The 24,806-nt window shown below is 49.1% G+C and carries 26 protein-coding genes, 3 pseudogenes and 1 other annotated feature; of the genes and pseudogenes, 22 read left to right on the top strand and 7 right to left on the bottom strand.

The window, feature by feature from the left end:
- Nucleotides 1-21: 21 nt before the first annotated feature.
- The 5 genes from QOS46_RS01805 to QOS46_RS01825 all read left to right on the top strand — a co-directional run bounded on the left by QOS46_RS01805 (nt 22) and on the right by QOS46_RS01825 (nt 3,168).
- Entirely contained in the window at nt 22-441 is a 420-nt protein-coding gene (locus QOS46_RS01805; RefSeq protein WP_283606829.1) for a pyridoxamine 5'-phosphate oxidase family protein, read from the top strand.
- 452 nt (nt 442-893) lie between these two features.
- On the top strand, nt 894-2,249 hold the full coding sequence (locus QOS46_RS01810; RefSeq protein ID WP_283606831.1) for an ammonium transporter: 1,356 nt from the start codon (nt 894-896) through the stop codon (nt 2,247-2,249).
- A gap of 152 nt (nt 2,250-2,401) precedes the next feature.
- Nucleotides 2,402-2,797: a hypothetical protein gene (locus QOS46_RS01815; protein ID WP_283610858.1), complete on the top strand. Its 396-nt coding sequence runs from the start codon at nt 2,402-2,404 to the stop codon at nt 2,795-2,797.
- Nucleotides 2,794-3,003 (top strand): heavy-metal-associated domain-containing protein, encoded by a 210-nt coding sequence (locus QOS46_RS01820; protein ID WP_283606833.1) that lies wholly within the window; start codon nt 2,794-2,796, stop codon nt 3,001-3,003. Before QOS46_RS01815 ends, QOS46_RS01820 begins: the two co-directional genes overlap by 4 nt.
- 9 nt (nt 3,004-3,012) lie before the next feature.
- Nucleotides 3,013-3,168, top strand: coding sequence for a CPC_1213 family protein (locus tag QOS46_RS01825; RefSeq protein WP_283606836.1), 156 nt, complete (start codon nt 3,013-3,015; stop codon nt 3,166-3,168).
- A gap of 52 nt (nt 3,169-3,220) precedes the next feature.
- Here QOS46_RS01825 and QOS46_RS01830 read toward each other — a convergent pair whose 3' ends face one another.
- The 3 genes from QOS46_RS01830 to pheS all read right to left on the bottom strand — a co-directional run bounded on the left by QOS46_RS01830 (nt 3,221) and on the right by pheS (nt 6,977).
- A complete protein-coding gene (locus QOS46_RS01830) occupies nt 3,221-3,466 on the bottom strand; it encodes an IreB family regulatory phosphoprotein (RefSeq protein ID WP_009066768.1) in 246 nt (81 codons plus the stop codon).
- Between the two features lie 98 nt (nt 3,467-3,564).
- Nucleotides 3,565-5,943: a phenylalanine--tRNA ligase subunit beta gene (pheT, locus tag QOS46_RS01835; protein ID WP_283606840.1), complete on the bottom strand. Its 2,379-nt coding sequence runs from the start codon at nt 5,941-5,943 to the stop codon at nt 3,565-3,567.
- A gap of 14 nt (nt 5,944-5,957) precedes the next feature.
- Nucleotides 5,958-6,977 (bottom strand): phenylalanine--tRNA ligase subunit alpha, encoded by a 1,020-nt coding sequence (gene pheS, locus QOS46_RS01840; protein WP_283606842.1) that lies wholly within the window; start codon nt 6,975-6,977, stop codon nt 5,958-5,960.
- Nucleotides 6,978-7,081: 104 nt separating this feature from the next.
- Nucleotides 7,082-7,306: a binding site (T-box leader), on the bottom strand.
- 217 nt (nt 7,307-7,523) lie between these two features.
- Here pheS and QOS46_RS01845 point away from each other — a divergent pair.
- The 8 genes from QOS46_RS01845 (at nt 7,524) to QOS46_RS01880 (ending at nt 13,647) form a co-directional block, all read left to right on the top strand.
- Nucleotides 7,524-9,119: an ABC-F family ATP-binding cassette domain-containing protein gene (locus QOS46_RS01845; RefSeq protein ID WP_283606844.1), complete on the top strand. Its 1,596-nt coding sequence runs from the start codon at nt 7,524-7,526 to the stop codon at nt 9,117-9,119.
- Between the two features lie 24 nt (nt 9,120-9,143).
- A complete protein-coding gene (locus tag QOS46_RS01850) occupies nt 9,144-9,617 on the top strand; it encodes a YbaK/EbsC family protein (protein ID WP_283606846.1) in 474 nt (157 codons plus the stop codon).
- Between the two features lie 21 nt (nt 9,618-9,638).
- Entirely contained in the window at nt 9,639-10,166 is a 528-nt protein-coding gene (locus QOS46_RS01855; RefSeq protein ID WP_283606847.1) for a CDP-alcohol phosphatidyltransferase family protein, read from the top strand.
- Nucleotides 10,167-10,173: 7 nt separating this feature from the next.
- Nucleotides 10,174-10,467, top strand: coding sequence for a hypothetical protein (locus QOS46_RS01860; protein ID WP_283606849.1), 294 nt, complete (start codon nt 10,174-10,176; stop codon nt 10,465-10,467).
- Nucleotides 10,468-10,567: 100 nt separating this feature from the next.
- A complete protein-coding gene (locus QOS46_RS01865) occupies nt 10,568-11,122 on the top strand; it encodes a hypothetical protein (RefSeq protein WP_283606851.1) in 555 nt (184 codons plus the stop codon).
- A 343-nt stretch (nt 11,123-11,465) separates the two neighbouring features.
- Complete coding sequence (locus QOS46_RS01870) at nt 11,466-12,209, top strand: hypothetical protein (protein ID WP_283606853.1); 744 nt, start codon at nt 11,466-11,468, stop codon at nt 12,207-12,209.
- 36 nt (nt 12,210-12,245) lie between these two features.
- The gene (locus QOS46_RS01875; protein WP_283606854.1) at nt 12,246-12,893 is read left to right on the top strand and encodes an ATP-binding cassette domain-containing protein; all 648 of its coding nucleotides are present in this window, start codon (nt 12,246-12,248) and stop codon (nt 12,891-12,893) included.
- Between the two features lie 13 nt (nt 12,894-12,906).
- Entirely contained in the window at nt 12,907-13,647 is a 741-nt protein-coding gene (locus tag QOS46_RS01880) for a hypothetical protein (protein ID WP_283606856.1), read from the top strand.
- A gap of 200 nt (nt 13,648-13,847) precedes the next feature.
- Here the strand turns inward: QOS46_RS01880 and uxaC are convergent, their stop codons facing one another.
- The gene (uxaC, locus tag QOS46_RS01885) at nt 13,848-15,257 is read right to left on the bottom strand and encodes a glucuronate isomerase (protein ID WP_283606858.1); all 1,410 of its coding nucleotides are present in this window, start codon (nt 15,255-15,257) and stop codon (nt 13,848-13,850) included.
- Between the two features lie 126 nt (nt 15,258-15,383).
- The gene (locus QOS46_RS01890; RefSeq protein ID WP_283606860.1) at nt 15,384-16,373 is read right to left on the bottom strand and encodes a LacI family DNA-binding transcriptional regulator; all 990 of its coding nucleotides are present in this window, start codon (nt 16,371-16,373) and stop codon (nt 15,384-15,386) included.
- A 312-nt stretch (nt 16,374-16,685) separates the two neighbouring features.
- On the opposite strand from QOS46_RS01890, the gene QOS46_RS01895 reads away from it, so the two are divergent.
- The 4 genes from QOS46_RS01895 to QOS46_RS01910 all read left to right on the top strand — a co-directional run bounded on the left by QOS46_RS01895 (nt 16,686) and on the right by QOS46_RS01910 (nt 21,301).
- Nucleotides 16,686-18,161, top strand: coding sequence for a tagaturonate reductase (locus QOS46_RS01895; protein WP_283606861.1), 1,476 nt, complete (start codon nt 16,686-16,688; stop codon nt 18,159-18,161).
- A gap of 13 nt (nt 18,162-18,174) precedes the next feature.
- Entirely contained in the window at nt 18,175-19,659 is a 1,485-nt protein-coding gene (locus tag QOS46_RS01900; protein WP_283606863.1) for a UxaA family hydrolase, read from the top strand.
- Nucleotides 19,660-19,939: 280 nt separating this feature from the next.
- Complete coding sequence (locus tag QOS46_RS01905; RefSeq protein ID WP_283606864.1) at nt 19,940-20,908, top strand: CPBP family intramembrane glutamic endopeptidase; 969 nt, start codon at nt 19,940-19,942, stop codon at nt 20,906-20,908.
- Nucleotides 20,909-21,058: 150 nt separating this feature from the next.
- Entirely contained in the window at nt 21,059-21,301 is a 243-nt protein-coding gene (locus QOS46_RS01910; RefSeq protein WP_283606867.1) for a hypothetical protein, read from the top strand.
- Nucleotides 21,302-21,448: 147 nt separating this feature from the next.
- Here QOS46_RS01910 and msrB read toward each other — a convergent pair whose 3' ends face one another.
- Both msrB and QOS46_RS14260 read right to left on the bottom strand, forming a co-directional pair.
- Entirely contained in the window at nt 21,449-22,399 is a 951-nt protein-coding gene (msrB, locus tag QOS46_RS01915) for a peptide-methionine (R)-S-oxide reductase MsrB (protein WP_283606869.1), read from the bottom strand.
- A 339-nt stretch (nt 22,400-22,738) separates the two neighbouring features.
- A pseudogene (locus QOS46_RS14260) lies at nt 22,739-22,816 on the bottom strand (hypothetical protein); the annotation flags it as partial.
- A 305-nt stretch (nt 22,817-23,121) separates the two neighbouring features.
- Between QOS46_RS14260 and QOS46_RS01920 the strand changes: the two are divergent.
- From QOS46_RS01920 to arsD (QOS46_RS01940), 5 genes and pseudogenes are all read left to right on the top strand, one after another.
- On the top strand, nt 23,122-23,472 hold the full coding sequence (locus QOS46_RS01920) for an ArsR/SmtB family transcription factor (protein WP_283606871.1): 351 nt from the start codon (nt 23,122-23,124) through the stop codon (nt 23,470-23,472).
- A gap of 80 nt (nt 23,473-23,552) precedes the next feature.
- A pseudogene (arsD, locus tag QOS46_RS01925) lies at nt 23,553-23,891 on the top strand (arsenite efflux transporter metallochaperone ArsD); the annotation flags it as partial.
- Nucleotides 23,892-24,005: pseudogene (locus tag QOS46_RS14265) on the top strand (DUF2703 domain-containing protein); the annotation flags it as partial.
- A 98-nt stretch (nt 24,006-24,103) separates the two neighbouring features.
- Nucleotides 24,104-24,319, top strand: a complete 216-nt coding sequence (locus tag QOS46_RS01935) for a DUF2703 domain-containing protein (protein ID WP_283610752.1) — start codon at nt 24,104-24,106, stop codon at nt 24,317-24,319.
- A 110-nt stretch (nt 24,320-24,429) separates the two neighbouring features.
- A complete protein-coding gene (arsD, locus tag QOS46_RS01940; protein ID WP_283606873.1) occupies nt 24,430-24,804 on the top strand; it encodes an arsenite efflux transporter metallochaperone ArsD in 375 nt (124 codons plus the stop codon).
- The last annotated feature ends 2 nt before the right edge of the window (nt 24,805-24,806 follow it).

Raw genomic sequence — 24,806 nt, forward strand, 5'->3', positions numbered from 1 at the left:
TTTTTAATAGGAGACTATGAAATGTTAAGAGATGCTGAAAAAACAATCGGAAACTTGATTGATAAGCAGAATATTTCCTTTATCAGTTCAATCGATGAAAACGGATTCCCCAACACAAAGGCCATGCTTCCTCCAAGAATAAGAGAGGGAATACGAACTTTTTACTTTACGACAAATACTTCTTCTATGAGAGTATCGCAGTACCGTTCTAATCCAAAAGCATGTATTTATTTTTGTGATAAAAGGTTTTTTCGCGGAGTGATGCTTACCGGTACGGCTGAAGTGCTGGAGGACGCCGCAAGTAAAGAAATGGTTTGGCAAGAGGGCGATACAAAATATTACCCGAAAAGCGTTACCGACCCTGATTATTGTGTTTTGAAATTCACGGCAGAGGCAGGGCGATATTATGCCAATTTTAACTCTGAAAGCTTTTTAATTTAAAGCTCTGTTTTCCCTTTTCTAACCCCAATAGAAAGAGAGAGGGGGTTATTCTGCCATCTGCCAAAGTTCGGCTGATTTTGAGGAGCAATCATTCTTCTGTTCAAAATCAAGCAGAAAAATTTCTATTCTGAACAAATTTCAAGTACTTAGTGAAAAAAGGATAGTAAAATATTTTGGATTGATTTTAGTAAATTTGTATGGTATGCTTTTTGTAATCCAATCAGTAATTCGGCAATGAGGCCTCATTCATGGTGCAACCAGCACCGTGAGTGAGGCCTTTTTAGGTGGTTGGCCGGCGATCATCCAAAATAGAATTGCTGCGATAGAGTTACTTTATCACTGGTCGTTTCTTTTCTCACCAAAGGCTCGAAAAGAAATCAAAAGGAATTGTTTGTGTTTTGCAATGGTGTTGCTAAGCAACACAGTCCAATCATATTTGAGGAGGAAAACGAATGAATGCTGTCAACTCGGGGGACATCTCTTGGATGCTAACCTCTTCTGCTCTCGTTTTAATTATGACCCCTGGCCTTGCTCTTTTTTACGGAGGAATGGCCGGACGTAAAAATACAGTCAATACTGTCATGTCGTCCGCTTTTATCATGGGCCTGGCTTCCATCCTTTGGGTTCTGTTCGGATTTTCTCTGTCCTTCAGCGGTGGGGTTGGAGGGATCATCGGTGATTTCAGCTGGTTTGGCATGAACTTTACGGAGGATTCGGCGGCAACCGCCTATGCGCCGACAACGGTCTGTTTTGCTGTATTTCAGATGATGTTTGCCATTATCACTCCCGCTCTGATTACCGGCGCACTGATCGGCAGAATGCGTTTTTCTGCTCTGTTTGTTTTCGTTGCCCTATGGTCGGTGATCGTGTATTATCCTCTTGCCCACATGGTGTGGGGCGGCGGTTACCTGATGAAGCTTGGTGCAATCGACTTTGCAGGCGGCACGGTGGTTCATATCAGTTCCGGCGTCAGCGCTCTCATGGTTGCCGTTTGGCTGGGCGCCCGCAAAAAGACTGGCAGCGAGGCACCACGCCCGCACAATATGCCGCTTGTGTTTCTCGGTGCGGCGCTTCTGTGGTTCGGCTGGTTCGGCTTTAACGCAGGTAGCGCGGGTGCGGCCAACACTCTGGCGGTTCACGCTTTCATGACCACCAACACCGCCTGCGCGGCGGCAATGCTCTCCTGGATGCTGATTGAGAAGCTTCGCACCGGCAAAATGACCCTTGCGGGTGTTTCTACCGGAATCGTTATCGGTTTGGTCGCCATTACTCCCGGCGCGGGCTTTGTTCCAATCTGGGCCTCTCTGGTCATTGGCGCTATGGTCAGTCCCATCTGTTATTTCTTCATCTACGTAGTCAAACCCAAGTTTGGCTACGACGATTCTCTAGATGCCTTTGGATGCCATGGTATCGGCGGAGTCTGGGGCGCGATTGCAACTGGTATCTTTGCGGTGAAGGGCTTCAATCCCGACCCCAGTCTGGATGCGGTACAGTGGAACGGCCTCTTCTTTGGCGAGAGCGAGCTGTTTATACGTCAGCTCATCGCGATTGGTATTACGCTGGTGGTGTCTATTATTGGAACAGGAGTTGCGCTTGGTATCACACAGTTGGTTTTGAGAAGAATTCGCGTAACCCCCGAAGAGGAAGAGCTTGGTCTAGATCTTGTCGAGCACGGCGAGCCCGCATACCCGGCCTTTGACGGAGTGGATTCTCCGGACGCAGGCTTTGCTCTTACCGAAACCGAGCGGGTATACTCTGAAAAAACGCACCATGTAGCGGAAGCAAAAAGCGCCGGTTTCTCCGGTTGACGAATGGCTTTGAAAACGCGCACAGCGTGCAGGTGCCTGAAGAAACAACTGGTTTCTTGCGGTAGAGCAGGGCTCAGGTAAGTCCGGAACATCGCTTCTGTTTCTGGCCACCGCATCTGCGGTTTTAAATCCTTTTGCTTACAAGACTCATAATGATAGAAAAACTGTACTCCTTCCACCGAAAGGTGGAGAAAACACCCGCGGGATCGGAATACCCCGCGGGTGTTTTCTGTGTGTTCAAAAAATTTGTCACATATGTTTCGATTTTATTTTATATTATTGTTTTGCAAAAAACTGCCTCAAAAGAAGCTGCATATTCGAGTATTACGGCAGGAAATAATAAAACCGGAGGAATCGATCAATTGAGAATGAATAATGAAAGGCAGCTTATGGACAACAATAAGAACAGGATGAAGGACAGACCCAAAAGCAACCCTGAGCTTCGAAAAATGAAGCCCCGGGAAAATTCAGATATCGGTATGATAAATGGCAGAAAAACAGGACAGCATGACGCCGGATTTGAAAAAACAAAGGAGGGCATAAGATGAATACCATGCTTTGCAATGTTTCAGGACTTCAGAATAAAGAAGGCAAAACTCAGATTAAAAACGCATTGAACAAGATCAAGGGAGTCAATCAGGTTGGAGTAAATCTTGTCACAGGTTCTATTGAAGTGAAATATAATGAACCCGCAACTGAAATTGAGCTGAAAGACTGTATTGAAAACACGGGTTTCCAAATTGAGTATGAATAGGAGGTTGTTATGAGCAATCAAAAGAAAAGTTCAAAGAACGGAAAAAATCAGGAAAAGAAATTCCCATCCAAACATGTGAAGCATGATCCAAATGCAGAAAGTGCAAGAGCTGTTTTCGGCCTCAAAGAGGCGGAGCAAACGGACAACAGGCATTTGTCAATTTAAGAAAAAGCCGGTGAACCATACCGCGGTTCACCGGCTTTTTAATCGTAATATTTTATTCCCCTAAATACGATTTCAGCAGCACCTGCAATAGTTCGTCACGGTCAATGCGGCGAATCAGGCTGCGGGCGTTGTTATGCGCCGTGATATACGTAGGATCCTCGGAGAGGATGTACCCTACAATTTGATTGATTGGGTTATATCCTTTTTCCTTCAAAGCGTCATATACGGTGGTCAGGATGTTCTTAATATCCTCTTCACGGTCGCCGGGAAAGGAAAAAGTCATCGTTTTATCGAACATGGATACACCTCCAGTATGGTAATCATACAATATTTCACGGTGGAAAACAAGAGGATTTTGTGACGAAAATCGAAACAGATTCTTTCCGTTTTGAAAATTCAGGAACGCAGCAGCGCGCCAATTTTCTCCAGCTCCTGAAACACCTTTTTCATTACGGAGCCGGTGGCCTCTTCGTTGAGCGTGCCTTCACCGGAACGCAGTATCAGGCTGAATGCCACGCTTTTTTTGCCGGCTTCGATCTGCTCACCTTTGTAAACGTCGAACAGGCGAATATTTTCCAGCAGCTTGCCGGCACCGCGCACAATGGCCTGCTGCAGGTCGCGCACAGGAATCTCGTCACTGCAGATCAGCGCTAAGTCGCGGGTGACCGCCGGGAACTTCGGCAGGGGAGCGTACTGCTTTTCGGTCTGCGCATAGCGGAACATTAAATCCAGATCCAGCGTGAAGCTGTAAACCCGCTCGCCGATGCCGTAATTCTCCTGCACCTGGGGATGAATCTCTCCCAGAACGCCCAGGCGTTCGCCGCCGATCGTGAGCACTGCGCAGCGGCCGGGATGGTAGCTGAATTCATCCGCAGCGGCAACAATATCCCAGCCTGTAACGGAAACGCGGTCGAGCAAATCCTCCACAATTCCCTTCAGGGTGAAGAAATCCGCGCCATTTCCGTACAGGCCGCCGATGAGCACCTTGTGTTCCACGGGCAGCTTGTCGGGCTCTGTGGGCAGGTATTCTCTGGCCGGCTCAAACAAGGCGGCCGCCCCATTGCGGTTGTTGTAGTTCTTCGCCAGAATCTCCAGCATGGAAGGCAGCGCTACCGTACGCATGATGCTAGTGTCCTCGCCCAGCGGGTTTGAGATTACAACCGAGCGGCGCAGAGGAGAATCCGCCGGCATGCGAATTTTGTCGTAATACTTGGGGCTAATGAACGAATACGTAGTGATTTCGCTCAGACCCAGTGCTAGCATAGCATTGCTCACCGCAGAATCGAATCTCTGGCGGGCGCTGAATTTACCCTGTGCGCCGCCGGGCAAACTCTGGCTCGGAATGTTATTATACCCATAAAAACGCGCGACTTCCTCGGCAATGTCTGCCTTGTGCTGCAGGTCGGGGCGGAATGTCGGTACGATTACGGTATCGCCGTCCAGGCGGCAGCCGATGCGGCTGAGGATTTCTTCCATCTGCGCCACAGAAAGCTTGCACCCGAGGAAGCGGTTGATCCAGTCAGCCTCGAGCGGAATGCGAAGCGGCTGTGTTTCAATTGCGCCGTCCATCAGTACGTCGTCCAGCACGTCGCCGGCATCGAGAAGCTCAATGAGCTCGCAGGCACGTTCCAGCGCGGGCAGGCAGTTGTTGGGGTCAAGCCCTTTTTCAAAGCGGGAAGAAGCATCGGTACGCATGCCCAGCGCCTTCGCGGTCAGGCGGACGGATACCGCGTCGAAGCACGCGGATTCGAACACAATCGTCGTGGTGTCATCCATAATACCGCTGAATTCTCCGCCCATCACGCCTGCAACGGCGACCGGCTTGGCTGCATCAGCAATTACCAGATTGCTTTCATTCAGCTTCCGTTCCACACCGTCGAGCGTTGTAATGCTTTCTCCGGCTTTCGCGCGGCGCACACAGATTTTCCCCTGCTCTACAAAGCGCAGGTCAAAGGCGTGCATGGGCTGGCCGTATTCGAGCATCACATAGTTGGTAATATCCACAATGTTATTGATGGGGCGAACACCCATCACACGTAGACGCTCGCGCAACCAGCGGGGAGAGGGCTTCACCCGCACATTTTTCACAATGCGGGCGCAGTAGGCCGCGCAGAGGTCGGGTGCTTCAATCGCAACGTCTAAAAGCTCCTTACCGCTGCCGTGGCCGGCTTTCACCACCGGGGTATGCAGTGCCAGTGGCTTCTGGAAGGTGGCGGCTACCTCGCGCGCCAGACCGATGACAGAGAAGCAGTCGGGGCGGTTCGAGGTAATTTCAAACCCCACCTGGGTGTCGTTCAGGCCGATTGCTTCCTGAATTGGGTCGCCGGGCTTGCAGTCCTCCTGCAATACAAAAATTCCATTTTCAATCGCGTAGGGGAAGTCGTTGATCGTAAGATTCAGCTCGCTCAGAGAGCACATCATACCGAAGCTCTCCACACCGCGTAGCTTGCCTTTTTTGATTTTCACACCGTTCGGCAGGGTAGAGCCGTGCAGCGCCGCAGGAACCAGATCATTTTCCTTCAGGTTCTGCGCGCCGGTCACAATCTGAATCGGCTCGGCTTCGCCAATATCGACTGAGCAAATCAACAGGTGATCTGAATCCGGGTGCGGTGTAATTGAGAGGATGCGGCCGACGACGACCTTGTCAATGTCGGTTCCCTCTGTATGGTATTCCTCTACCTTAGAGCCGGAAATCGTAACTGCCTCCGTGAAATCACGCATCGGCATCGGGTCCGGCGTAACAAATTCTTTTAACCATTTCATCGAAAGATTCATTCTGGGCTCACCTCCTAAAACTGCTTCAAGAATCGAATGTCGTTTTCATAGAACAATCGCAAGTCGTCAATGTTGTAGCGGCGCATGACGACGCGCTCCAGACCCATGCCGAGCGCAAAGCCGCTGTACACCTCAGGGTCGATGCCGCAATTCGACAGCACCTTCGGGTGTACCATGCCGCAGCCCAGAATTTCAATCCAGCCCTCGCCTTTACACAGGCGGCAGCCCTCGCCGTGGCAGTTGAAGCACTGCACATCCACCTCGGCGGATGGCTCGGTAAACGGGAAGTGATGCGGGCGGAAGCGCACGATGGAATCCTCGCCGTACAGACGTTTGACGAAGGTTTCGAGCGTATCCTTCAGGTTCGCAAAGGTGATGCCTTTATCCACAACAAGCCCCTCGATCTGTTGGAACAAAGGGGAGTGGGTGGCATCCACCGCATCGGAGCGGTACACGCGGCCGGGAGAGATGATGCGAATGGGCGGCTGCGTTTTCTCCATTACGCGAACCTGTACAGGAGAGGTCTGTGTGCGCAGAACAATGTTGTCGTTAATATAGAAGGTATCCTGTGTATCGCGCGCGGGATGGTTTTTGGGAATATTCAGAGCCTCAAAGTTGTAGTAGTCGTATTCTACCTCGGGGCCGTCTACAATTTCAAAGCCCATGCCGACAAAAATTTCCTTGATTTCATCGAGTACGATGGAAAGTGGGTGCTTCGCGCCCAACTCGTGGTGCTTGCCGGGAAGAGTGACGTCCAGTTTTTCATGCTCCAGGCGGGCTTGCACTACCTGATCCTTCAGCTCGGCGGCGCGCTGTGTCAGCTCGTCCTCGATCATGGTGCGCACCTGGTTGGCCAGCTGGCCGATGACCGGACGCTCGTCGGCGGAAAGACCGCCCATCTGTTTTAAAATAGAGGTCAGCTCACCCTTTTTGCCCAGGTATTTGACCCGAAGCGTTTCCAGCACTTGCTGCCCTTTGGCCTGGGACAACTCTTTTACCGCACTGTCGCGGATGGCTTCCAGCTGTTGCTTCATGAATATTCTTCCTTTCGATATTGTTTTCGTGTGATACCGCGTGTCATTAAATTTGTTCGCTGTGAGAACAGCGTCAAAGTATAAAAAAGCCCTCGTCCCCTGAAAAAAGGGACGAAGGCAAAACTCCTCCGCGGTACCACCCTGATTTTTGAATCATCAAACACTTTTGCGGCCTTTAACGGTGCCAGCCGTCGCCGCTTACTTCTGGTTCAGCAGCGCCGCTCCAAAGGGAACTTCTCCTGTATTCGCCCGCAAGCACGCTTTCAGCCCTTGGCATGCTCTCTCTGGTCGGGGAAAAACAGGGTACTTTCCTTTTTCCTCGCGTTCATCTTTATTCAATATATCACGCCGGGAACATTTTTTCAAGGGGCAAAAGCCCGCTGTTTTGCACAAGTCCGCCACAGAAAAGTGATGCCGCTTCGGCGGCTGTAACGAAGATAGAAATAAAATTTTGAAATTAAGGCGATTTGTGTTAAAATAGAACGGTATTTGTACAGAACGGGCGGGGGATTCCCGCTCCCTAGAAGTAACGGAGGAAACAAGAACATGATAACAGTATCCGATTTGGGATTGGGCTTTAACGGGCAGAATTTATTTTCCAACGTGAACCTGCTCTTCACCCCGGGCAACTGCTACGGCGTGATCGGCGCGAACGGCGCGGGAAAATCCACCTTTTTAAAAATCCTGTCCGGCGAGCTGGAACCGACTAAGGGCGATGTCATCATTGACAAGAAGCTGCGTATGTCGGTGCTCAAGCAGGATCACTATGCGTTTGACGCCTTTACGGTGCTTGATACGGTTTTGCAGGGCAACCCGCGCCTTTATGAGGTGTCGAAGCAAAAGGACGCCCTGTACGCAAAAGAGGATTTTTCGGAAGAAGACGGTAATCTGGCAGCAGATCTGGAGGCGGAATTCGCCGAAATGAACGGCTGGGATGCCGAAACCGAGGCGGGCAAGCTTTTGCAGGGCCTTGGCCTTTCGGTTGATCTGCTGTATTCGCAGATGGGCGCGCTTTCCGAAGCGGAGAAGGTAAAAATCCTACTGGCGCAGGCGTTGTTTGGCCAGCCGGATATCATTCTGCTGGACGAGCCCACCAACGGTCTGGATGTCGATTCCATTCACTGGCTGGAGGATTTTTTGATGGATTATATGGGCACCGTGATTGTGGTGTCGCATGACCGTCACTTCCTGAACGACATCTGCACACACATTGTGGACATTGATTATACCAAAATTCGCATGTATGTGGGTAACTACGATTTCTGGTATGAATCCAGCCAGCTGATTCAGCGCGTGATGCGCGACCAGAACCGCAAAAACGAAGACAAGATTAAAGAGCTGCAGGCGTTTATTCAGCGTTTTTCCGCAAACAAATCGAAATCCAAGCAGGCAACATCGCGTAAAAAGCTCCTCGATAAAATCACCGTGGAAGAAATGCCGGCTTCGTCCCGCCGGTACCCTTATGTGGGCTTTACGATGGACCGTGAGCCCGGCAAGGAAATTCTGACGGTGGAGAACCTGAGCAAAACGGTAGACGGCGTGAAGCTGCTCGACAACGTTTCGTTCCGCGTGAATAAGGGCGACAAAATTGCGTTTCTTGCGGAAAACAAGCTGGCTGTTACGACCCTGTTTAAAATCTTGATGGAAGAGCTTGAGCCGGACGAGGGAACATTCAAGTGGGGAGTAAGCACCACACAGTCGTATTTCCCCCAGGATAATACGGAATATTTTAATGAATGCGATTTGAGTATTATCAAATGGCTCGAGCAGTATTCGAAAGATACCACAGAAACCTACCTGCGCGGCTTTTTAGGCAAGATGCTCTTTTCCGGCGAGGATGTGTTAAAGTCGGTGAATGTACTCTCCGGCGGCGAAAAGGTGCGCTGCATGCTCTCGCGCATGATGATGTTCGGCTCGAATGTCCTCCTGCTCGACCAGCCCACCAACCATCTGGATCTGGAATCCATCACGGCGGTCAACAACGGCATGATCGAGTTCAAGGGCGTGATTTTGTTCACCTCTCACGATCATCAGTTTGTGCAGACGGTCGCGAACCGGATCATTGAAATCCTGCCCGAGGGCGTTGTAGACCGCATGACAACGTATGAAGATTATCTGGAAATGAAAGCGCAGCGCAGCTAATGCGCTGAAACGGAGGAGCTACGAATGAGTACGGAGCGGGTACGTAATTATTTAAAGCAGTTTGGCAAGGAAAACGGGGTACAGGAGTTTGACGCATCCAGTGCAACCGTGGAGCTGGCCGCGCAAGCTCTGGGGGTAGAGCCCGCCAGAATTGCCAAAACTATCTCTTTAAAAGATGAGAACGGCTGTATTCTGATTGTTGCCGCCGGCGACGGGAAGATCGACAATTCTGCGTATAAGCATCACTTTGGTATGAAAGCCAAGATGCTTGTGCCGGAGGAGACGGAAGAACTGACGGGTTACCGCGTGGGGGGCATTTGCCCGTTCGATAACCCAGACGGGGCAAAGGTGTATCTCGATGAGTCCTTGCGCCGCTTTACCACAGTGTTCCCGGCCTGCGGAACCTCGAATTCCGCCATTGAGCTTACCTGCGATGATCTGCTCGAATGCTCCCGTGCTCTGGGTTGGGTCGATGTCTGCAAGGGCTGGAGGGAATAGCCCGCAGAGGGATAATTTTATATGAAATACCTGCCGAATGTGCTGACGCTGCTGCGGATCGTGCTGTCTGTTCCGTTACTGTTTGTTGAACCCTTTTCTGCGTGGTTCTTTGTGCTGTACACCCTCTGCGGGCTCAGCGATATGCTCGACGGGTACCTTGCCCGAAGACTCGGCTGTGCCGGACCGGCGGGCGCCCGGCTTGACAGTGTGGCAGATTTCACTTTTGCCGCAGTGTTGCTGTTCCGTCTGCTTCCGGCTATGAATTTGCCAGTGTGGCTTTTTGGGTGGGTTGCCGGTATCGCGCTCATGAAGCTTTTTTCTCTCGCGATTGGGTATGCCCGGCACAAGCAGGCCGCTTTTCTGCACACCTATGCCAATAAAGCAGCGGGGCTTTTACTGTTCTGCCTGCCCTACGGGTTTCCCTTTTGGGGGATTTCCGTCGGGGCGGCAGTTTGCCTGTTTGCTACGCTTGCCGCAGTGGAGGAGCTGATCCTCTGCGGGACTTTGCCCGTACTGAATCAGGACGTAAAAGGGATTTTTTTTCGGTGAGGTCAGTTTGAACCTCCGTTGGTCAAAGCCAGAGAGGATAAGCGGTGTAAACCGCTATTTCTCAAAAATGCAAAGTGAAAATAAGAAGAGCTTGTTGCCTGTGAATTACAGGCAGCAAGCTCTTTTTTTGCTAGAAAATCATAAAAACAAGACTTTTAGAAAGAAAATTAAATTTTTTGGAAAATTATGTAACAAAACAGGTCCCTCAAACGTTCTATTAATAGAAGAAAAAATTGGGGGTGATGCCAATGAGTTAAGAAAGATGCAAACCGATAAATCACATATTATTGGGATTCCCTAACTTATTTTGTTTCACCTTTCGATTTCAAGAAAACTTCACATATATCCGCACGGATTTTTTCCGTGCGGATGAAATATCTTTTTTAGGAATGAGGATTTTTATGAAGCAATTTTCTTCTGTCTTTCGCATGCAGCTTCGCTATTTGCTGTGCAGGCGGCGTACCGGCCTGCTGTTTGTGCTGATGGCTGTGATTGTTACGTTAGCGGTAGCAGAAAGCGGGCTGCGCTACTACGGGGCGGAGCTAAGCTCTGTGCCTTCCGCCGCGGGCGGGTGGATTGGGCGGGTCCCCAAGGGAGGATTTTCCTTATTCAATGTCTATCTTTTTATTTCCTTTTCCAGGTATCTGATGCTGCCGGTCGGTGCGCTGATGTTTGCAGACAGCTACCTGACTGACCTGAAGGAGGGGCCGTACCTGGCAATTCTTACCCGAAGCTCTTCGAGTGCATACCGCCTTTCCGGAGCGCTTCTGGCCTTTGTGGGAGGCTTTGCGGTTATTTTTATTCCCTTGCTGATTTCCTTTTGTTTGTCCTTTTTGATGTTTCCCACAGAAAGTACCATACATCCGCTGGATTCCAGTTTGTCTCTTTTCATGGTGCAAAAAATAAAGCCGGGGCGTATTTTATTTGCTCCTCTATTTTTTGGCAGCCGTATTTAACGAATCTGGTTTACATTTGCTATGACAGCCTGCTGGCCGCGTGCTGGGCGCTGGCTTCGTATGCGCTCGGGTACCTTGTGCGCGTCAGCCGGCTGCTGGTGGTGGTCATCCCGACAGTTTTTGTTATTTTAGTGGGGGAAGCTCTTGATTATTTTCAGGGGGGTCTTTCTTTTGACGCATATGTAAACCCAATTTGGCAAAGCGACCCGAGATATGTGTTTGCCTTTTTCGCTTATCTGGTGATTCCCCTGTTGTTTTTTGTCGCTGTAATGCTCCCGTTATTTCGTAAAAGAAAGACGGATGAATTGTAATGTATTTTTATCGTTCCTTTTGGAAGCAAAAAATGACGTGGATTCTGTTTGCGGTAACTCTTCTGGTTTTGGCGGCGGAATCTTATTTGTTTCTCTATAAGAACTATATTGTGGACCAAGCTTTTGCAGCTCCGGTAGAAGATGCGTATTTTATTTACACCTGTTTTTTTTATTTTAAACTGGCCGCTATCTTCTATACTCCGATTTATGCCTTATGGATTTTTGGTGTGCCCCGCCGCGCAATGGACGTAAAATTTATCACACGCTGCGGTTCGCGGGTTCGCTGGCTTGCATATTATCTTCGTTTGTCGGTTCCGCTGGCGCTTACTTTTTTAGTGATTCTAAATCTTTGGGCAATTGTTGGCGGCAGTGCCGTTGTGGGAGGACTGCGGGAGCTTTTGCCTTATTATTTGTTTTGCGTTTTGTTGCAATTTCTGGTTTTGATGACCTTTTCTCTTGTGTATTTTCTGGTCTATGTGCTTACGGATCAACCGGTGGCCGCTTTTCTGGCAATGATGCTGTATGGTGCATGGGACGCGTTTTACGGTTTGCTGGATCTTCCCAATCGTCAGCAACATTCAATGAAAACTTTTGAACTGTTCATTTCATGGGGAAGAACTCAGCTTGATCTGCTGGTCACACCGGAAACCGAAATGTCCAACTGGTTTTCGTTCTTCCTATTGTTGGGAATTTTCCTGTTATTTTTAGCGCTTTGCCTGATTGCGGTGCTCCGCAAAAATTTGATTGGTGTGCAGGAAAATGAGCGGAAGGCATAACCGGATACAAATCGGCACAAGAAAGGAAGTTACTCTATGGAATCAATTACGATTACACAGGCGACAAAAACATTAAAGCACAGGCTTGTGCTTGACCATGTAGAAGCACAGTTGGAGCAAGGCGGTATTTACGGCTTTTTCGGGCCGAACGGTTCGGGTAAAACCATGCTGTTCCGCGCGATCTGCGGCTTGATTTCTCTGGATTTCGGCTCGGTTTCTGTATTTGGACAGCCAGTAGGCAACAAGGTATTCCCGAAAAATCTGGGGCTGATGATTGAATCCATCGGCTTTTGGAACGAGTTTACGGGGTTTGAAAATCTGAAATTCCTCGCGGCGATCCGAAACAAAATCGGTGACGGTGAAATTCGCCAAACGCTGGAACGCGTCGGTCTTGACCCGAAGGACACCAGAAGCTATAAAAAGTATAGTCTGGGCATGAAGCAGCGTCTTGCCATTGCACAGGCGATTATGGAGCAGCCCGAGCTTCTGGTTTTGGACGAGCCAACCAACGCACTGGACGAAGACGGGATTGCAGCCATTCACCAGATTATCAAAGAGGAAAATCAACGAGGCTGCACAGTTTTGATCGCAAGCCATAATAAATCCGACCTGAATCTGCTGTGCCATAGGCAATTTCGCATGAACGAAGGGAAAATGTCGGAAGCGGTACCGGAAGCGCATTGAGAAAGGAGACAGTATGAAAAAATATTACTGGGTTTTTCTGAGCCTGTTTCTCTATTTGGTTTGCGCGGGGATCGGGATCACAGTAAAAAGCACCTATGTGGATCTTTGGGCAGCGGTACACGCGCAGCCTGAGGGAGAAGTGGAACACGTCTTCAGAAGAGATCAGATCAATAATCCACTGTCGCTGAATGCTTCGGCGCAGAAAATTTTGGACAGCGCGGAGGTTGTGGTTTTGGCCCGCGCCGAGCAGGAAAGCACCTACGAAGGGAAAAGCTTTTTAACAGAGATGACAGTGCAAAAAATACTGAAAAACGACGGTACCCTGAACGGTGACCGTTTTACGGTATGCGAGCCGATTGCAATTGCGGATAAGCAAGCCCAAGGGAGCGGTATAGTTCTTTATTCGGTACATGCCGGGTCTACCAATGGCTTTGGTATCAAAGGGGCGTTTAGCCGAACCAAAATTGTGCAGGGGAAAACCTATGTGCTGTTTTTACGGCATTTTCTGCCGGAGGGCTGGAACGCAAGCCCGCCCTTGTACACTCTGATCGACAGCCCGTACGCAAAACTGCTTCCCGATTCTACGGTTACGGCAGAAACCTATCAAACTCCGGTACAGGAAGATGTTTCCTTAGGGGCATGGGCAATGCCGTTTTCTGAATCGCTTTCATACGAAATTCTGCTTCAAAGCAAGGAAGAGCAAGCTCTCTTTTTTCAAAGAAAGCAGGAGCTGCTCTCTTTGCTGAAGCTGTAATAAATTTAAATTTATATGATCCATGGCGATCAGTAAGACGGTCAGTCTCTATGATTTCAGGGATCAGAAAAAGGCCGGAGAAGCATTTTGCATGGATACTGTTTGTTGAAAAAAGCTTTTCAGGAATCCCGGTATCTGCGCCAAAAGGCCTCCGCAAATTGCGGAGGCCTTTTGGCATTAGGGGGGAAGATGAAAAAGGATTATACGTTAAACCCAAAATATTGGTTGGTGTTGTTGAAAGAAATATCCTGCACCATTTTGCCGAGGTACTCAATGTCATCCGGGTATTCTCCGTTTTCCACCCATGTGCCGATCAGGTTGCACAGGATGCGGCGGAAATACTCGTGGCGGGTGTAGGACAAAAAGCTTCTGGAGTCGGTCAGCATGCCGGCAAAGGTGCCGAGTACCCCAAGGTTTGCGAGGCTCGTCATCTGCTCAATCATGCCGGTTTTAGTGTCATTAAACCACCACGCGGAGCCCTGCTGCAGCTTGCCTGCGGCTTCGGTTCCCTGGAAGCAGCCGATTAAGGCGCCAACCATCGCGTTATCCGTGGGGTTCAGGGGGTATATAATGGTTTTCGGCAGCTCGCCGGTGTTGTTCAGCTCATTCAGGAATTTTGCAGCGGTATCCGCGCAGCAGTAGGTTGCGATGCAGTCAAAGCCGCTGTCCGGGCCAACGCGCTCGAGCATACGGTCGTTTACGCTGCGCAGCGCTCCGTAGTGCAGCTCCATCACCCAGCCAAGCTTGGCATATTTGCGTCCGACAAACAAAAGAATCGCGTATTTATATTTCTCAATTTCGTCCTGTGTCAGGGTTTCGCCGTTCATGCCCTTTTTCAGGATCGCGTTAAGCTCCTGCTCTGAAGCAGGATTATACATAATATAATCCACGCCGTGGTCGGAAGCGCGGCAGCCCATGCTGTCGAAGAATTCCATTCTCTTAGCCAACGCGCCACGCACGTCGTCAACGGTCTGAATCGAAACACCGCTCACCTCTGCAAGCTTCTGAATATACTCCGCAAAGCCGGGCTTGTTAATATTCATTGCCTTATCCGGGCGCCAGGCAGGTACTACCTTCACGTCAAAGGTGGGGTCGTCTTTAATCTTCTGGTGCCATTCCAAAGAATCAATCGGATCATCGGTGGTTGCAATTGCCTTCACGTTCGACTGCTTGATCAGCCCGCGAACGCTCATGCTGTCTTCCTGCAGCTTTTGGTTGCACAAATTCCATACTTCTTCAGCGGTATCTGCGTTTAGAACACCATCGTATCCAAAGTAACGGCGCAGCTCCAGGTGCGTCCAGTGGTAGAGCGGGTTGCCGATCGCTTTCGGCAGGCACTCGGCAAATTTCTGGAACTTTTCACGGTCGCTGCTCTTGTTTCCGGTAATCAAATCCTCGTCTACGCCGCAGGATCGGATGACGCGCCACTTGTAATGGTCGCCGCCCAGCCATACCTGCGTAATGTTGTCGAACTTGCGGTTCTCGGCAATCTCCTGCGGAATGATGTGGCAGTGATAGTCGATCACGGGCATTTTGCTCGCGTAGTCGTGAAACAACGTTCTCGCCGTTTCATTGGTCAGCAGGAAATCGTCATCCAAAAACTTTTTCATAATCTGATCCTCCAGTTCTTTGTTTCATCAACATTTTATACCAATCTCTCAGAAAAAATGGAGTTGCGACGGCTGTTTTTCTCTCGCCATCGGCGGGGGAGAAGTGCCTTGTTTTCCACTGTTTCATTACAGATTAGCATCAAAGGTGTCTCGCTGCACCAGTGTAGCGGAGATCACCATTTTCTGCGATACGTTTTTCCCCTCCAGAATTCCGGTCAGCATCGAGATGGCCGCGGGGCACAGCGTGTCGAGCATATTGTCCACAGTCGTGAGGGAGGGGGAGCAGCACTCAGACAAAATGGAATTATTAAAGCCGATCACCGGCATAGAGAGGCCGGATTCCTGCAGCGCTTTCATTGCGCCGATCGCCAGCAGGTCTTCCGATGCCATCACGGCGTTGAAAGATATGCCAGAGGCAAGAAGCGAAAGCACGCGGCGTTTGACCTCTTCCACCGATTTGGGTACCTGCAAAATCAGGGCTTCATTAATCGGCAGTCCGCACTGCTTCATCCCAGCTCGGTAGCCGCTGAGCTTGGAGCAGCCGCTGTACGTTAATGTATCGTAGAGGTAGAGAATATCCCGGTGCCCTTGGCGGCTTAGCAAAGCGACATTCTGAGTCACGGCAGACTGTTCATCGCAGGTGACGCAGTAGGTGCCGGGCAGCTCTACCAGCCCGTTAATAATGATAACAGGAACCTGCTTTGCGGCGTTTTCAATATGACTATTGTCCACGTCTTCCTTAAAGGCGGAGCCGATCAGAATCACGGCGTCCACCCGCTTGGCCAAAAGCAGTTCCAGGTATTTTTTCTTGTCCTCCAGGTCATTTCCGGTGCAACACAAAAGCGCGTCGAACCCGTTCTGCCGCAGCAGCCCCTCAACCAGAGAAACGGCCTTCGCGTAGAAGGTGTCGGCAATATCTGTGCATAAAATCCCGATGATTTTCATGGAGTTCAGGTTCAGGCCCCGCGCGAACGCGTTCGGAATATATTCTTCCTCCTGAATCACGGTCAGAACCTTTTCCCGTGTGGCGGCGCTCACGTTGGGGCTGCCGTTCATCACGCGCGAAACCGTAGCAATCGAAACACCGCTGCGCTGCGCAATATCATAAATGTTCATAAAACTGGGCACCACCTCTTTTGTAAGTGCTTACAATTGAGTATATCCTTTACTAGCTAAAAAATCAAGGGTATTTTCCTGAAAATTTAGTTTTTATGGATCCGAAAAGAATAATATAAAAGCTTTTGAAAAATCTATTGACATTTGTTCCCTAAATGCTAAAATGAAAAATGTAAGCACTTACATTATTGCAAACCCATTCTTTAATGAAATTGGGAGAACCGTTTCTCGCCCCCAAAAACAGCGGGGGAAAAGAAGAAGGGGAGTTTGTTGTTTTATTGTAGAACAGTATGAAAAGGAGTTATTTTTGTTATGAAACAAATTCAGGAGCTTCATTCGCGCACACCCCGCGAGATAAAGGTCGTACAATTCGGCGAAGGGAATTTTTTAAGAGCCTTTGTGGACTATTTTATTGATGTTGCCAACGAGCAGGGCGCATTTAACGGTGATGTAGCCGTGGTAAAGCCGATTTCGTTCGGAACCCTGGAGCGTTTTCACAAGCAGAATAACCTGTATACGGTTTCTCTGCGCGGCCGCAGAAACGGCGAGCCTTATGTAGAAAACCGCGTGGTCACCTGCATCAATCAGGTGGTGGATGCCTACGGCGAATATGAGGAATATGCCGCTCTGGCGAAGCTCCCCGGTTTGCGCTTTGCTGTGTCGAATACAACGGAAGCGGGCATTGTATATGATGAAACCGACCGCTTTGAGCTGACTCCACCCAATACCTACCCCGGAAAGCTGACTAAATTTTTGCATGAGCGCTTTGAGGCGTTCTCCGGCGCAAAAGACAAGGGCCTGATCATTCTGCCGGTAGAGCTGATTGAAAATAATGGCGGCAAGCTGCGCGACTGTGTGAATCGCTTGATTGACCTGTGGAAGCTCGGCGATGAATTTAAAAACTGGGTGGCGGAAAGCTGTGTGTTCTGCAGCACTTTGGTAGACCGCATTGTCAGCGGTTACCCCAGAGGGGAAGCCGAAGCGATTTGGGAGAAGGAGCTTGGTTATCAGGATGACCTGCTGGATGCCGGCGAGCCGTTTGCTCTGTGGGTCATCGAAAGCGACAAGGATATTTCCGGCGAGCTGCCGATCGAGCATCTTGGGAAAGCCGGGATGGATGTAATCTTTACTGATAATCAGAAGCCGTACCGCGAAAGAAAGGTGCGTATCCTCAACGGTGCGCATACCTCCTGCGTTCTGGCCGCGTATCTGACAGGTAAAAATATTGTACGCGATGCCATGCAGGATTCCCTGTGCCGTGAGCTGATGGAGCGTACCGTGTTCGATGAGATTGTTCCCACCGTCAAGCTGCCCCGCGAGCAGGCGGAGGCTTTTGCCAACTCCGTGCTGGAGCGCTTTGATAATCCTTTTGTAGACCACGAGATTCTTTCCATCGCGCTGAACTCTGTTTCCAAATGGAAGTCCCGCATTTTGCCCACCTTTAAGGATCAGTATGCGGCAAGCGGCAAAGCTCCCAAATTTCTTACCTTCTCCTTTGCAGCCCTGCTTGCGTTCTATACCATTGAAAAGATGGAAGACGGCGTGATGGTTTGCCTGCGCGACGGAGAGCCGTATCGCTTTAAGGATGACGAACCGGTAATGGAATTCTTCCTGAAGCACAGTAAGCTACCTGTGGCAGAGTATGTGCGCGCGGCCGCGTCTCATGAGGAATTCTGGGGAGAAGACCTGACGAAGTACGGCGATTTTGCGGAAGTAGTAACCGCCGAACTCAAGGATATCCGTGCAAACGGCATGACAGCCGCTGTTCAGAAGCTGCTGGGAAAATAAATGGAGGGCTTCTATGAAGCAGTTTTATCAAATTAATCCAAAAGATACGGTCATCGTGGCATTGCAGCCAATCCCGGCAGGGACGGTGCTCGAAGTGCACGGACAAGAGCTGACGGCAGTGAACGACGTGCCGCCGGGCCATAAGATTTCACTGAAACAGATGGAGCAGGGGGAGCCGATCATCAAATACGGCTTTCCCATCGGCACCGCGGCCCGCCCGATTCAGCGCGGGGAGTGGGTGCATACCCATAATGTAAAAACAACGCTCGGCGAATTGTTGGACTACACCTATACCCCCGATTTTCACGAGCTGGAGCAGATTGCGCCTAAAACCTTTCAGGGGTACCGCAGAAAAGACGGCAAGGTGGGAATCCGCAATGAGGTCTGGATTATCCCGACCGTGGGGTGCGTCAATTCCATCGTAAAGCAGATTGAACTGCAGTCCCAGCAGTATTTAACGCCTGAGCTGGACGGAATCTTCTGCTATACCCACCCTTATGGCTGCTCGCAGCTTTCCACCGACCATGTGAACACCCAACTCGCCTTGGCGGGGATGGTGCATCACCCAAATGCTGGAGCGGTTCTGGTTGTCGGCCTTGGCTGTGAAAACAACACCATGGAGCAGATGAAGAAGGTGCTGGGGGATTACGACCCCGAGCGCGTCAAATTTATGATCTGTCAGGAATTTGACGACGAGGTGGAGGAGGGCGTCCACCTGATGGAAGAGCTGTGCCGGTTTGCGTCGCAGTTCCATCGGGAGGAGTGCAGCGTCTCCGAACTGGTAATCGGCCTAAAATGCGGAGGCTCCGACGGCTTCTCCGGTATTACCGCGAATCCGCTTGTCGGTGCGTTTTCCGATCTGTTGGTTGCACAGGGCGGCACGAGTATTTTAACAGAGGTGCCCGAAATGTTTGGTGCGGAAACACTCCTCATGAACCGCGGAAAAGACCGCCAGACCTTTGATAAGACAGTCGATTTAATCAATAACTTTAAAAAGTATTTTATGCGCTATGGGGAGGAGATTGACTCCAACCCGTCGCCCGGCAACAAGGCCGGCGGAATTACCACGCTGGAGGATAAGTCCCTCGGCTGTATTCAGAAGGGCGGCACCGCCAAGGTGGTGGATGTTCTGAGCTACGCGCAGCCCGTCTCCCAGAAGGGGCTGAACCTGTTGCAGGCACCGGGCAACGATCTGGTAGCCTCCACAGCGCTGGCAATCTCCGGGGCGCATATTGTTCTGTTTACTACGGGGCGCGGCACTCCGTTTGCCTGTCCGGTACCTACGATCAAGATTTCCAGCAATACGGCGCTCAGCCAGAAAAAGGCCGGATGGATCGACTTTAACGCCGGTCAGCTTCTGGAGGGCCGTTCCATGCGCGATGTCGCTGCGGAGTTTTTTGACTTTGTTGTGGAGGTTGCTTCGGGCAAAGCCCACGCGAAATCCGAAGCCTTGGACAAGCGCGACCTGCCGATCTTCAAAGACGGTGTAACACTTTAATTCGCTTATATCGATTCCCTTTTATGCAGCGCCTTCGCTTTTGCGGGGGCGCTGCTTTATGATGTAGAAGAAAAAACTGAATATACCAGTCTTGTCCATTTACCAACAAAACACAACGGGCCTTTGTTTCTGTGATATACTTTTAAGAAAGCCTGCTGCGCTGCTGAGCCGCTACTCGGTAGGAGCACTATCATAGTGTACTTGTAGCCTGATTTTGCAGAACAGCTCCTCATCCTTTGCAGCTTATCGTTTGAATGGAAGCTTGGTAGGAGGAATTGGCGTGGAAAAAAAGGAACCCATTGTAGGCAGTGCAATAGAACCCTGTGAGAGTAAAAAGGATTTGGAAGAGATTGCGTCCTTCGCAAACCGCCTTCTGCTTCTTTTCCTCGCTTCTTACGGTTTGTCCTCGATTGTGGTACGGATTGTAAAAAGAAGCATGAAAAGAGCATTGGAGGATGATTTAAGCCGAATTTTACTTCTGTGCGTTGTTTTGATCCTTGTGCTTGTTCTCGGTAGCCGCCTGTTTCATACGACTCCAAAAAGAATTGCCTTTGGGGAACGGACGGCTCCTAAGCTACCGGCTATGGACAGTATCCTTTTAACATTATCTCTTTTCTTCTTTGAATGGGGAATTGTTTTTTTAAGTCTTCCTTTTATGAAGAGATTTTCACCTGACGAATTTAATCCGGATCCCCTTTCCTATTTTTTGATGATAGCGATTATAGGCTTCTGCATTCTAGTCCCTGTGAATGAAGAAATTCTATTCCGCAGAATCGGGTTTCAGTATGCGCAAAAACATGGGACAATGTTTGCTGTAATTACTTCTTCCATCATGTTCGCATTCGCACACGGCGTCCGTTTTCAAGTCTTTTATGCTTTGTTGCTTGGGCTGTGTGCCGGAATCCTCTGCGCCAAAACCGGCAGCATTTTATGGCCAATTCTTCTGCATATGGTGCATAACGGCTTTAATTTCGTCATGCCCCATCTTTTTCCATTTTATGAAGGCATTCCATCCCTCCGCTTTTATTCCCTTTGGGTCCTGTTCGCTGTGCTATGTGCTGTATGCTTTCTCCTTTATGCGGCGCGTCAGCAGATTAGCCTGCGAAACGTTTCGATAAAAGCAAGTATGAGAACATTCTGGACACAGATGAAATCAGATAAAAGCAAATATAAGGCCTATTTTACTTCAGCAGGCGGGCTTGGCTTTATTCTGATCGCTATCATTAATTTATTAGGCTGGCTGATCTGACGAGAGCAAAGCCGTATGGAAGCGTTCCACCATTCGATCTGCTTTTATTCAGAGAGAAAATGTTGAAATGAGAACATGAAGTTATGGTTGAATTTTAATTAAAGCAGAATGCGGGCAGAAAAATAGAAAGTACAGAGAAATGGGTGGATTATGTATATCGGTATCACTGTTTTGGAGCGTTTTCCGCAGGTCTGGAACACGGGTGTCACCATTACGGAAGAAAATAAAACAAGGATTTACCGAATCCTGAAAGATATGATTGGGACTACAAAACTGATTATGGTAATCGTGTTTGATTATTTAGGGCTGAACTCCGCGTCGTCTGAACATTTGCCGATTTGGTTTTTGCCGGGTTTCCTCATTCTTCTGTTCGGTTCCCTTCTTTTTTTATAGTCAAACTGGTAAGAGCAAAGTAAGAAACCCTGTGCGAGTGCAAAATAATACGCCCCGACTTGGTTTTCAGGCCATTTCGGGGCGTGTTTTCTTAATCGTATTCATCTTTAAAAAATGCCTTGGCAGAGTGGATAAACTTCGGGTTGTTCATCGGACGAGCGGCACAAGATATCCGTATCCCTCGCGCTCCATTTCTTCTTTTGGAATAAACCGCAGGGCAGCACTATTAATGCAGTATCGCTGGCCGCCCAGTTCTTTCGGGCCATCTGGAAACACATGGCCCAAGTGGGCACTGCCAACACGGCTTTTAACTTCTGTGCGAAGCATCCCGTGGGATGAATCTGTTTGCTCGCGTACCACATTGGGGTCAATCGGCTTTGCGAAGCTGGGCCATCCGCAGCCGGAATCGAATTTGTCGCTGGAGGAAAACAGCGGCTCTCCTGTTGTGATGTCTACATAGATTCCGGATTGAAACAGGTGATCAAATTCATTCTGAAACGGTGGCTCTGTCGCTTGCTGCTGCGTGACCTTGTACTGCAGAGGCGTTAAGCTGCCGTGCAGGGTTTCTTTGTCGGGCAGCCGGTAGTCCGTGGGGTTTACCACCGCCTGCTGAGCCTTTTCGAATTGGGCCGGTGCGATATGGCAGTAGCCGCCCGGATTCTTGTCCAGATATTTCTGGTGGTATTCCTCTGCGGGAAAATAGTTGGAAAGCGGCTTTACCTCAATTGCAATACGGCGGTCATACCGCTTTTGAAGTTGGGCCAGAGACTGTTCAATTACCGGCAGATCGTCTGCGTTGGTATAATAGATCCCCGTGCGGTACTGTCGGCCGACATCGCCGCCCTGCCGGTTGAACGAGAGCGGGTTGATAGAGCTATAAAAGAGCTCGAGTAAAAATGCCAAAGGCAGCTTTTGGGGATCATAGACTACCCGCACCGTTTCGGCATGCCCGGTGTTTTGGGCGCAAACTTCTTCGTAAGTCGGGGAGTCTGTCGTTCCGTTCGCATAGCCGACTTGTGTTGACAATACTCCGGCGATAGAAGAAAGGTATTTTTCACTACCCCAAAAGCAGCCGCCTGCTAAATAGATTTCCGACATGACGCTACCTCCGTTCAATAGATTCGTTTTTGTTTGATCGATTGATCTACGTCCCGCTCTTCCAAAAGAAATCAATCTGCTGTATGGATTCTGCTTCTATTATAGCATAAACGGGACGAATCAATCATTCGGTTTATCCATTTTAAATAAATGATATAAAATAGGGCGATGTGGTCGATTACAAGCCAAAAGGCGGAGGTAAGCTGCCAATCACTCTGTTGGTGCGAGGGAGGAGACTTGAACTCCTATGAACTTGCGTTCACTAGAACCTGAATCATTTTTAATATCCCATCACTTTCTTTAGTTCATCAAATTCGTTATGAACGTAAATTTCTGATGTTATGTTTTATCTTTATGGCCCATCATTCTTTGGATAGTATAAATATCTTTGCCAGATCGCCTTAGATCGGTTCCAAAAGTATGCCGGAGATAAGTCTAACTATATTGTTTCTTTTTCATAATACCCTAAGACAACAAAATCATCATCAAGTAGATACTTAAACATAATCTAGTCTTCCGTGTGTTTTCCCATTGAGTATCTGTGAAAAGGGACAACAATGTTGTCGTGGCTTTACGAATATTGTCCCGGCCCTTCGGGCCAAATTAGCCCGAAGAATTTTGAACAAAATTTTAAATTGTGATTGACAAATAAAATGATTACGCATATTATATAGATGATGTTAAATATCATTTATGATTGTCTATATATTCGGGAGGTCAAAATGGAAAACAAATATGCAGATTTCGCTCTGCTTTTCAAAGCTCTGTCGGATGAAACCCGGCTGAAAATCATCGACATGTTATCCTGTGGGGAGCTCTGTGCCTGCGACATTTTGAAGCATCTCAATATTACGCAGCCGACGCTGTCTTATCACATGAAGATGCTTTCTGAATGCGGCATTGTCAATGCCGACCGGCAGGGTGCATGGATGCGCTATACTTTAAATGAAGTTACCACAAAAAGCATTTCAGAGTTTTGGCAATTGCTCTCCAAAAGTAAGGCGGATTGTATTTGTCACAGTTATTGTGAACGGCAGGAAAATAGTTGCAAATCAGAGACTGACAATAAGTAATAAATTTACCGAAGAATGTGTTGGGTAGATAAGTTTCATTCAGTTTCAGTTAAACTAAGATTATAAGAAGTTGTTTTATAATGAGTGAAATGGCTATCTTCGATCCTGCCATGTGCTGTTCCACAGGTGTCTGCCGGCCTTCCGTCGATCCGGAGCTTTTACGGGTGGCTGCCGTGATCGAGAATCTGAAAAAAGCCGGTATCGAAGTGGCACGATACAACCTTTCTTCCGATCCGCAGGCATTTGTGCGCAGCAAGGATGTTTCTAACGCTCTCAATGGAATTGGCGTAGCTGCTTTGCCGATTACAACGCTTGACGGAAAGATCGCAAAATCCGGTAGCTATCCAACCGATGAAGAATTTGCCAGTCTGCTCGGTATCCCTTTGTGGAATACCAAACCGGTTAAGACAAAGCTGACCATCGAATGGCAGCATCTTGATGTCGAAGGCGAAACCTGCAACCGTTGTTATGACACCGGCGAAAATCTGGCGGCAGAAATCAAACGGCTGTACAGAACCTTAAATCCTCAGAATATCGAGATCGAGTTTATCGACACAAAGCTGGACGGCGCTCACGTTCCCGATTCCAATACGCTGCTCTTTACGGTGTTCCAATCGAAGATATTCTCGACATCGAGGTATCACAGAGCTACTGCGCTTCCTGTTCTGAGCTTTTGGGAACAAAGACTTATTGCAGGGCAGTCAAGTTCGATGGCAATGAATATGAGGATATTCCCGCTAAAGCCATACGGCAGGCTGCGTACAAGGCTTTGAATATCAAAGAGGACAGCAGCGATACATCTGAAAGTTCCGGTTGTTGCTGCGACGGCGGGTGTAGTTGCTGCTAAACGGCATCATAGGTGCTGCCGATAACAGTTGAAGCCTTTACCTGTATTCGGGATATAGATACTTGTCTATCATATTTGATCCCTCCAAATCACAAAGGAGTTGTTTTGCTATGAGTAAAATGGTTATCTTCGATCCCGCCATGTGTTGTTCCACAGGTGTCTGCGGGCCTTCCGTCGATCCAGAGCTTTTAAGGGTAGCCGCAGTGCTTGAAAACCTGAAAAAAGCTGGTATTGAAGTTGCTCGGCACAATCTTTCTGCCGAACCACAGGCATTTATGCGCAGCGAGGCGGTCAGCAGCGCACTGAATAAAAAAGGCGTGGAGGTTTTGCCGATAACAATGGTTGACGGGAATATTGTCAAATCCGGTAGTTATCCCACTAATGAAGAATTCACCCATCTGCTGGGCGTTTCTCTGGATGCAATAAAACCGGCTACCAAAACAAAGGTGAACAAATGTGGCTGCGGCCCCAAAGGCTGCTGCTGAAA

The sequence above is a fragment of the Faecalispora anaeroviscerum genome (assembly GCF_947568225.1).
Taxonomy (GTDB): Bacteria; Bacillota; Clostridia; order Oscillospirales; family Acutalibacteraceae; genus Faecalispora; species Faecalispora anaeroviscerum.

Bases quoted from the DNA above. Each gene is read 5' to 3' on its own strand.
- uxaC (WP_283606858.1), bottom strand. From the start codon at position 15,257: ATGAAAAAGTTTTTGGATGACGATTTCCTGCTGACCAATGAAACGGCG.
- QOS46_RS01875 (WP_283606854.1), top strand. From the start codon at position 12,246: ATGGAATCAATTACGATTACACAGGCGACAAAAACATTAAAGCACAGG.
- msrB (WP_283606869.1), bottom strand. From the start codon at position 22,399: ATGTCGGAAATCTATTTAGCAGGCGGCTGCTTTTGGGGTAGTGAAAAA.
- QOS46_RS01845 (WP_283606844.1), top strand. From the start codon at position 7,524: ATGATAACAGTATCCGATTTGGGATTGGGCTTTAACGGGCAGAATTTA.
- QOS46_RS01895 (WP_283606861.1), top strand. From the start codon at position 16,686: ATGAAACAAATTCAGGAGCTTCATTCGCGCACACCCCGCGAGATAAAG.
- QOS46_RS01810 (WP_283606831.1), top strand. From the start codon at position 894: ATGAATGCTGTCAACTCGGGGGACATCTCTTGGATGCTAACCTCTTCT.
- pheT (WP_283606840.1), bottom strand. From the start codon at position 5,943: ATGAATCTTTCGATGAAATGGTTAAAAGAATTTGTTACGCCGGACCCG.
- QOS46_RS01890 (WP_283606860.1), bottom strand. From the start codon at position 16,373: ATGAACATTTATGATATTGCGCAGCGCAGCGGTGTTTCGATTGCTACG.
- QOS46_RS01870 (WP_283606853.1), top strand. From the start codon at position 11,466: ATGACGTGGATTCTGTTTGCGGTAACTCTTCTGGTTTTGGCGGCGGAA.
- QOS46_RS01900 (WP_283606863.1), top strand. From the start codon at position 18,175: ATGAAGCAGTTTTATCAAATTAATCCAAAAGATACGGTCATCGTGGCA.
- QOS46_RS01920 (WP_283606871.1), top strand. From the start codon at position 23,122: ATGGAAAACAAATATGCAGATTTCGCTCTGCTTTTCAAAGCTCTGTCG.
- QOS46_RS01855 (WP_283606847.1), top strand. From the start codon at position 9,639: ATGAAATACCTGCCGAATGTGCTGACGCTGCTGCGGATCGTGCTGTCT.
- QOS46_RS01820 (WP_283606833.1), top strand. From the start codon at position 2,794: ATGAATACCATGCTTTGCAATGTTTCAGGACTTCAGAATAAAGAAGGC.
- pheS (WP_283606842.1), bottom strand. From the start codon at position 6,977: ATGAAGCAACAGCTGGAAGCCATCCGCGACAGTGCGGTAAAAGAGTTG.
- QOS46_RS01880 (WP_283606856.1), top strand. From the start codon at position 12,907: ATGAAAAAATATTACTGGGTTTTTCTGAGCCTGTTTCTCTATTTGGTT.
- QOS46_RS01910 (WP_283606867.1), top strand. From the start codon at position 21,059: ATGTATATCGGTATCACTGTTTTGGAGCGTTTTCCGCAGGTCTGGAAC.
- QOS46_RS01850 (WP_283606846.1), top strand. From the start codon at position 9,144: ATGAGTACGGAGCGGGTACGTAATTATTTAAAGCAGTTTGGCAAGGAA.
- QOS46_RS01805 (WP_283606829.1), top strand. From the start codon at position 22: ATGTTAAGAGATGCTGAAAAAACAATCGGAAACTTGATTGATAAGCAG.
- QOS46_RS01865 (WP_283606851.1), top strand. From the start codon at position 10,568: ATGAAGCAATTTTCTTCTGTCTTTCGCATGCAGCTTCGCTATTTGCTG.
- arsD (WP_283606873.1), top strand. From the start codon at position 24,430: ATGAGTAAAATGGTTATCTTCGATCCCGCCATGTGTTGTTCCACAGGT.
- QOS46_RS01815 (WP_283610858.1), top strand. From the start codon at position 2,402: ATGATAGAAAAACTGTACTCCTTCCACCGAAAGGTGGAGAAAACACCC.
- QOS46_RS01830 (WP_009066768.1), bottom strand. From the start codon at position 3,466: ATGTTCGATAAAACGATGACTTTTTCCTTTCCCGGCGACCGTGAAGAG.
- QOS46_RS01825 (WP_283606836.1), top strand. From the start codon at position 3,013: ATGAGCAATCAAAAGAAAAGTTCAAAGAACGGAAAAAATCAGGAAAAG.